Origin of the sequence: Mesobacillus sp., assembly GCF_049588175.1 — a bacterium.
Lineage (GTDB): Bacteria > Bacillota > Bacilli > Bacillales > Cytobacillaceae > Mesobacillus.
Window position 1 is genome coordinate 1 of the sequence record NZ_JBAVFI010000645.1, and the last position, 6,292, is coordinate 6,292.

The 6,292-nt window shown below is 42.5% G+C and carries 6 protein-coding genes; 5 read left to right on the forward strand and 1 reads right to left on the reverse strand.

The features are described from left to right. The 3 genes from gcvT to gcvPB all read left to right on the forward strand — a co-directional run. The coding region (gene gcvT / locus WB217_RS15525; protein WP_423994153.1) for a glycine cleavage system aminomethyltransferase GcvT at positions 1 to 975 on the forward strand (975 nt) is incomplete at its 5' end. 22 nt (positions 976 to 997) lie between these two features. Further along, on the forward strand, positions 998 to 2,344 hold the full coding sequence (gcvPA, locus tag WB217_RS15530) for an aminomethyl-transferring glycine dehydrogenase subunit GcvPA (protein ID WP_423994154.1): 1,347 nt from the start codon (positions 998 to 1,000) through the stop codon (positions 2,342 to 2,344). Beyond that, entirely contained in the window at positions 2,337 to 3,797 is a 1,461-nt protein-coding gene (gene gcvPB, locus WB217_RS15535; RefSeq protein WP_423994155.1) for an aminomethyl-transferring glycine dehydrogenase subunit GcvPB, read from the forward strand. The genes gcvPA and gcvPB overlap by 8 nt, the downstream gene beginning before the upstream one ends. Before the next feature lie 220 nt (positions 3,798 to 4,017). Here gcvPB and WB217_RS15540 read toward each other — a convergent pair whose 3' ends face one another. Continuing rightward, complete coding sequence (locus WB217_RS15540; protein ID WP_423994158.1) at positions 4,018 to 4,338, reverse strand: rhodanese-like domain-containing protein; 321 nt, start codon at positions 4,336 to 4,338, stop codon at positions 4,018 to 4,020. 243 nt (positions 4,339 to 4,581) lie between these two features. Between WB217_RS15540 and WB217_RS15545 the strand changes: the two genes are divergently transcribed. Beyond that, positions 4,582 to 5,418 (forward strand): lipoate--protein ligase family protein, encoded by an 837-nt coding sequence (locus WB217_RS15545; RefSeq protein ID WP_423994156.1) that lies wholly within the window; start codon positions 4,582 to 4,584, stop codon positions 5,416 to 5,418. Between the two features lie 346 nt (positions 5,419 to 5,764). Beyond that, positions 5,765 to 6,292, forward strand: a 528-nt coding sequence (locus WB217_RS15550; protein ID WP_423994157.1) for a ribonucleotide reductase N-terminal alpha domain-containing protein, incomplete at its 3' end; no start/stop codon positions are given.

Consider the following 6,292-nt stretch of genomic DNA (forward strand, 5'->3'; position numbering starts at 1 on the left):
GCGGCTGGTTTATTTGATGTTTCACATATGGGTGAAATCGAAGTAACTGGTAAAGATAGTCTTAAATATTTACAAAAAATGATGACAAATGATGTTTCAAAACTTAAAAATGGCGGTGCGCAATACACAGCCATGTGCTATGAAAATGGCGGCACTGTCGACGACTTGCTAGTTTATAAGCTAGAAGAGGACCACTACTTATTAGTTGTTAACGCATCGAACATTGAAAAAGATTTTGCATGGCTGAAAGACCATCTCGATGCTGACGTTGAAATTGATAATCTTTCAGAAGGCATGGCGCAGCTGGCTCTTCAAGGACCGGCAGCTGAAAATGTCCTTCAAAAACTTGCGAATGAACACGATCTAAGTCAAATTGGCTTTTTCAAGTTTAGTGAAGAAGTTGATTTAAACGGCAAGAAAGCACTTGTTTCAAGAACAGGATATACAGGGGAAGATGGTTTCGAAATATATTGCAAAGCTGAAGACGTAATCAGCATCTGGAAGGACATCCTTGAAACAGGGAAATGTGCAGGAGTGATTCCGTGTGGCTTGGGAGCGAGAGATACACTTCGTTTCGAAGCAAACCTTGCATTATACGGCCAGGAGCTTTCATCTGAAATCAGTCCGCTTGAAGCAGGCATCGGGTTTGCCGTTAAGTTGAATAAAGAAGCGGATTTTATCGGTAAAGAAGCACTTAAGCAGCTAAAAGAAAATGGGCTGCCTAGAAAGCTTGTCGGAATTGAAATGATTGACAGAGGTATACCGCGCCATGGATATCCAGTTTACAAAGGTGATGTTCAAATTGGTGAGGTGACTACGGGTACTCAGTCTCCAACCCTTAAGAAAAATATTGGGCTTGTTCTGATTGATGCTAAAGAAACAGAATTAGGAAACGAAGTGGAAGTTGAAATCCGCGGCAAGCGTTTAAAAGCTGCAGTTTCAGCGACACCTTTTTATAAGAGAGACAAAAAGTAAAAACCGGAGAGGGGAAAGAAATATGAAGCATCGCTATTTACCGCTGACTGAAAGTGATAAAAACGCTATGTTGGAAAGCATCGGCGTTTCATCAATTGACGAATTATTCAGCGATATTCCTGAAAAAGTCCGTTTTGCCGGGGAATACAATATTAAACCAGCTAAGCCTGAAACAGCTTTGATGAAAGAATTGGCGCAAATGGCTGCCAAAAATGCTGATTTGAAAATGTATTCTTCTTTTATAGGTGCAGGTGTTTACGACCATTACATCCCTGTTATCGTCGATCATGTTTTATCACGTTCAGAATTCTATACTGCTTATACACCTTATCAGCCAGAAATTTCCCAGGGTGAACTTCAGGCTATCTTTGAATTCCAGACGATGATCTGTGAATTGACAGGCATGGAAGTGGCCAACTCATCCATGTATGACGGCGGTACGGCTTTAGCGGAAGCGGCCATGCTTAGCGCAGGCCATACAAAGCGCAAGAAAATATTAATTTCAAGCGCAGTCCATCCGGAATATAAGGACGTTGTTAAGGCTTATGCAAAAGGGCAATACATCGACGTCGCAGAAATTCCTCACAAGGATGGCGTGACCGATCTTGATGCTTTAGGCAATATGACCAGTGAAGATATTGCAGCGGTTATTGTCCAGTATCCTAACTTCTTTGGACGCATTGAGCCAATGAAGGAGATTGAGGAAATTACCCACAATAATAAATCGTTATTCGTAGTATCGAGCAATCCGTTGTCACTAGGAGCATTGACACCTCCAGGGAAATTCGGTGCTGATATCGTGGCGGGAGATGCTCAGCCGTTTGGAATTCCAACAGCATTCGGTGGGCCTCACTGCGGATATTTTGCAGTCACTGGTAAGCTTGTAAGAAAGGTTCCAGGAAGACTAGTCGGCCAAACTAAGGATGACCAGGGACGCCGCGGGTTCGTATTGACGCTTCAGGCGAGGGAACAGCATATCCGACGTGATAAGGCGACTTCCAATATTTGCTCTAACCAGGCATTGAATGCTCTTGCTGCATCAGTTGCAATGACTGCACTTGGCAAAAAAGGTGTTCGTGAAATGGCGATATCCAATATTCAAAAGGCGCATTATGCGAAGACAGCATTTAAAGAAAAAGGTTTTGAAGTCGCATTTGATGGTCCTTCATTCAATGAATTCGTTGTGAAGCTGAATAAGCCAGTTAAGGAAATCAACCAGCAGCTGCTAAGTAAAGGAATCATCGGCGGCTATGACTTGGGCCGGGATTATCCTGAATTAGAACAGCATATGCTGGTGGCAGTCACTGAACTTAGAACAAAAGAAGAAATAGATACGTTTGTAAAAGAAATGGGGGATATCAATGCATAAGGAAGATCAGCCACTCATTTTTGAATTAAGCACACCTGACCGTGTCGGCTACAGCCTGCCGGACATGGATGTTCCCGAAGCAGATTTATCAGAGCTATTGCCTGAAGGATTCCTTCGTGAAGAGGAGCCTGAACTTCCGGAAGCATCAGAGCTTGATATCATGCGCCATTATACTGCACTGTCAAAGCGTAATCACGGTGTGGACTCAGGCTTCTATCCATTAGGTTCTTGCACTATGAAATACAATCCTAAGATGAATGAAAATGTTGCTCGTTTCAATGGGTTTGCACACTTGCATCCACTGCAGGATGAAAGTTCAGTCCAGGGTGCTCTTGAGCTGATGTACGACCTTCAGCAGCATCTGATTGAGATCACTGGAATGGACGAAGTAACTCTTCAGCCGGCAGCTGGTGCACATGGCGAATGGACAGGATTAATGATGATCCGTGCTTATCATGAGGCAAATGGCGATGACAAGCGTACTAAGGTAATTGTTCCTGACTCTGCTCACGGAACGAATCCCGCTTCAGCAACAGTAGCTGGTTTTGAGACAATCACTGTAAAATCAGACGAAAACGGCTTAGTTGATTTAGAGGACCTAAGAAAGGTTGTCGGTGAGGATACAGCTGCATTAATGCTCACGAACCCAAACACGCTTGGACTTTTTGAAGAGAACATTCTTGAAATGGCTGAGATTGTCCACAGTGCTGGCGGAAAGCTTTATTATGACGGAGCGAACCTCAACGCTGTAATGTCAAAAGCACGTCCTGGCGACATGGGCTTCGACGTTGTTCACTTGAATCTTCATAAGACATTCACTGGCCCTCATGGCGGCGGTGGCCCTGGATCTGGCCCTGTCGGCGTAAAGGCTGACTTAATTCCATTCCTGCCAAAGCCAATCATAACGAAGCAGGATGGACAATATAAATTTGATTATGACCGTCCGCAATCAATCGGCAGGGTCAAGCCATACTACGGGAATTTTGGCATCAATGTCCGTGCCTACACATATATCCGTACAATGGGTCCTGATGGCTTGAAGGCTGTAACTGAATATGCAGTTTTAAATGCAAACTATATGATGAGAAGACTAGCAGAATATTATGATCTTCCATTTAACAGGCACTGCAAGCATGAATTCGTCCTAAGCGGAAAGCGCCAGAAAAAGCTTGGCGTCCGCACGCTTGATATAGCAAAACGACTGCTCGATTTCGGCTATCATCCGCCAACAATCTACTTCCCACTGAATGTGGAAGAGGCGATCATGATCGAGCCAACTGAAACAGAATCTAAAGAAACATTGGATGCCTTCATCGATGCGATGATCCAGATCGCCAAGGAAGCAGAGGAAAATCCAGAAATCGTTCAGGAAGCACCACATTCTACTGTGGTTGGCCGAATGGATGAAACTACTGCTGCCAGGAAGCCGATTTTACGTTATCAGAAAGCATAAGATGCTGTAGCCCTGCCGAGGAAGGCAGGGCTTTTAATATACTGCTGCAGCTTTTTTGCGTGCTGTGTGGATGCTTTTATAGAAGAGGTGTCGAAGCGATCGGTTTCGTTAACTAAAGTGGATATTAAGAGAGAAATGAGATAAAGTAGTGACTGTTCAATGAACAAAAGCTAAACCCCTCTGCAAAATGAACAGAGGGGTTATTTTATGGGAATATAGCTTATTTCGCTTTGACTTTGCCGCCCCATTTTTTGAAGCCGCCTTCTAAATGGTGCAGATCCTTGTAGCCTTTTTTGTAAAGCATCTGTGCAGCACGGCCGCTGCGGGATCCGCTCTGGCAATAAAGATAAACGGGCTTGTCCGGCCTGATTTCTTTTAAGCGAGTCTTCATTTGGGTAAGAGGGATATTTCTTGCTCCAAGAATATGTCCGCCAGAAAATTCATTTGGTTCACGGACATCGATTAATTGAGCTTTGCGGTAACCGCTTTTAAATTCTTCCTCAGACAATGTCTTCACGATTTTCTTCTGGTAAAAATACATGAAAACAGAGTAAAGGACTACCGCAACTGTGATGACGATTAAAAAAATAAGTGTATCCAAAACATATTTCTCCTTTCAAGCTTAGCTGAGCCACTTATAATTATATAAGCCATCCGACCTGAGAGCAAAGGAAATTAGCAATTTTCTTAAAGGGATTTGAAAAACAAGCTGCTTTGCATTTGAAAATTAATTTGATAGACTTAAAAAATCTTAACCGTAAATATTTGAAAATGGGGTAATTGCATGGAAAGAGAAGTATGGAGATTTATTGATTCTGGAGACAATTCACCGTCATTTAATATGGCGCTTGATGAGGCATTGTTGGACTGGCATGGTGCCGGAACAATTCCTCCCGTCATCCGTTTTTATGGATGGAATCCAGCATCGCTATCTGTTGGTTATTTTCAAAACATCGAAAAAGAGATTGATATGGAAGCAGTTAAGCAGCACGGACTTGGATTCGTACGCAGACCTACAGGTGGCAGGGGGGTACTGCATGAGCACGAACTTACATATAGTGTAATCGTTACAGAAGACCATCCTGAAATGCCTAAAACAGTGACTGAAGCCTATCGGGTTATTTCAGAAGGTATTTTACAAGGCTTTCAAAAGCTAGGATTGGAGGCTTATTTTGCTGTACCCAAGACATCTGCTGAGAAGGATGCTCTAAAAAATCCCCGCTCAGCTGTTTGCTTTGATGCTCCCAGCTGGTATGAGCTTGTTGTTGAGGGACGTAAGGTTGCCGGAAGCGCCCAGACAAGGCAGAAGGGCGTCATCCTTCAACATGGATCTATCTTGCTAGATCTTGATGAGGATAAGCTATTCAGTCTATTTAAATATCCGAATGACCGTGTAAAAGAGAGAATGCAAAAGGCGTTCAAGACGAAAGCGGTGGCGATTAACGAGATCAGCAGCAGGACAATTACCATTAACGAGGCAAAGGAAGCATTCAAAGCAGGATTTGAAGATGGACTTGGGATTCAATTAGAGCCCTACACATTAAGTGAAGAAGAGTTAGATTATGTAAACACTCTCGCGAAAAATAAATATCAATCGGATGAGTGGAATTTTAAAAGATAAAAAAGCGGAAATCCGCTTTTTTTATTTTTACCCAGTATTTTCAAGGGATTGATTTCTGCTCCAAAAGTGCAACCCTCGAAATTTGTTGTTTTATATCGTTTACTGGTTGATATCTATCTTTCTCTCTTTTTCTCTCGCTTTTTTGATAGATTTCGTTTTTGACAAAATATATTTCTTCTGACTCAAACACCATATATAGTGTTGTCGAAAATTTAAAATACACTATATATTGATTTTTGATGTTTGAGTATGATAACGTAAGGGTAATTCAAGAAAGCAACTAGAATTACATACTTCTAGTAAAACAATACAGATATGATTTGAAACCTTAGAAGGAGTTGTAGAAATGTCTGTTACCATTGGACAAAAAATGAGCCTGAATGTTGAGAGTTTGAACAAGGACATTGGTTTATTCCAGCAGGTTCATCCCATCACACCTGAAATGAAATTAACCCACAAAGGCGTATCCCGACTTGTCATGCTGGACCGCTATACTTTTAAAGACACTGAAAAAATCACTCTATCAAACGGGGATTTTGTTGTCCTCACCATCAAGGAGGATCCGAAGTTCCCAGCACGCGGGCTTGGATTCATACTAGATATTGATTGGGAAAGCAAAACTGCGAAGGTTCTCGTCGATGAAGAATTCCGTGGAGTGCTGGATGATCCAGAAGAAGCATCTACAGGCGTAATCAAACGTTCATTGGATGTCATTGAAAAGCCACTTGAAGTCTTCTACGAGCAAATCGCAAAGCGCAATGCGACAGGGCTTGCAGCTGTTGAAAAAACAGAAGAGAAGCGTCAAGAATGGTTCGAAAAGTTCTATCAGGAGCTTGTATCGATGAACTTCATCCCAGCTGGCCGTGTTCTATAC

Bases quoted from the DNA above. Each gene is read 5' to 3' on its own strand.
- gcvPA (WP_423994154.1), top strand. From the start codon at position 998: ATGAAGCATCGCTATTTACCGCTGACTGAAAGTGATAAAAACGCTATG.
- WB217_RS15540 (WP_423994158.1), bottom strand. From the start codon at position 4,338: ATGTATTTTTACCAGAAGAAAATCGTGAAGACATTGTCTGAGGAAGAA.
- gcvPB (WP_423994155.1), top strand. From the start codon at position 2,337: ATGCATAAGGAAGATCAGCCACTCATTTTTGAATTAAGCACACCTGAC.
- WB217_RS15545 (WP_423994156.1), top strand. From the start codon at position 4,582: ATGGAAAGAGAAGTATGGAGATTTATTGATTCTGGAGACAATTCACCG.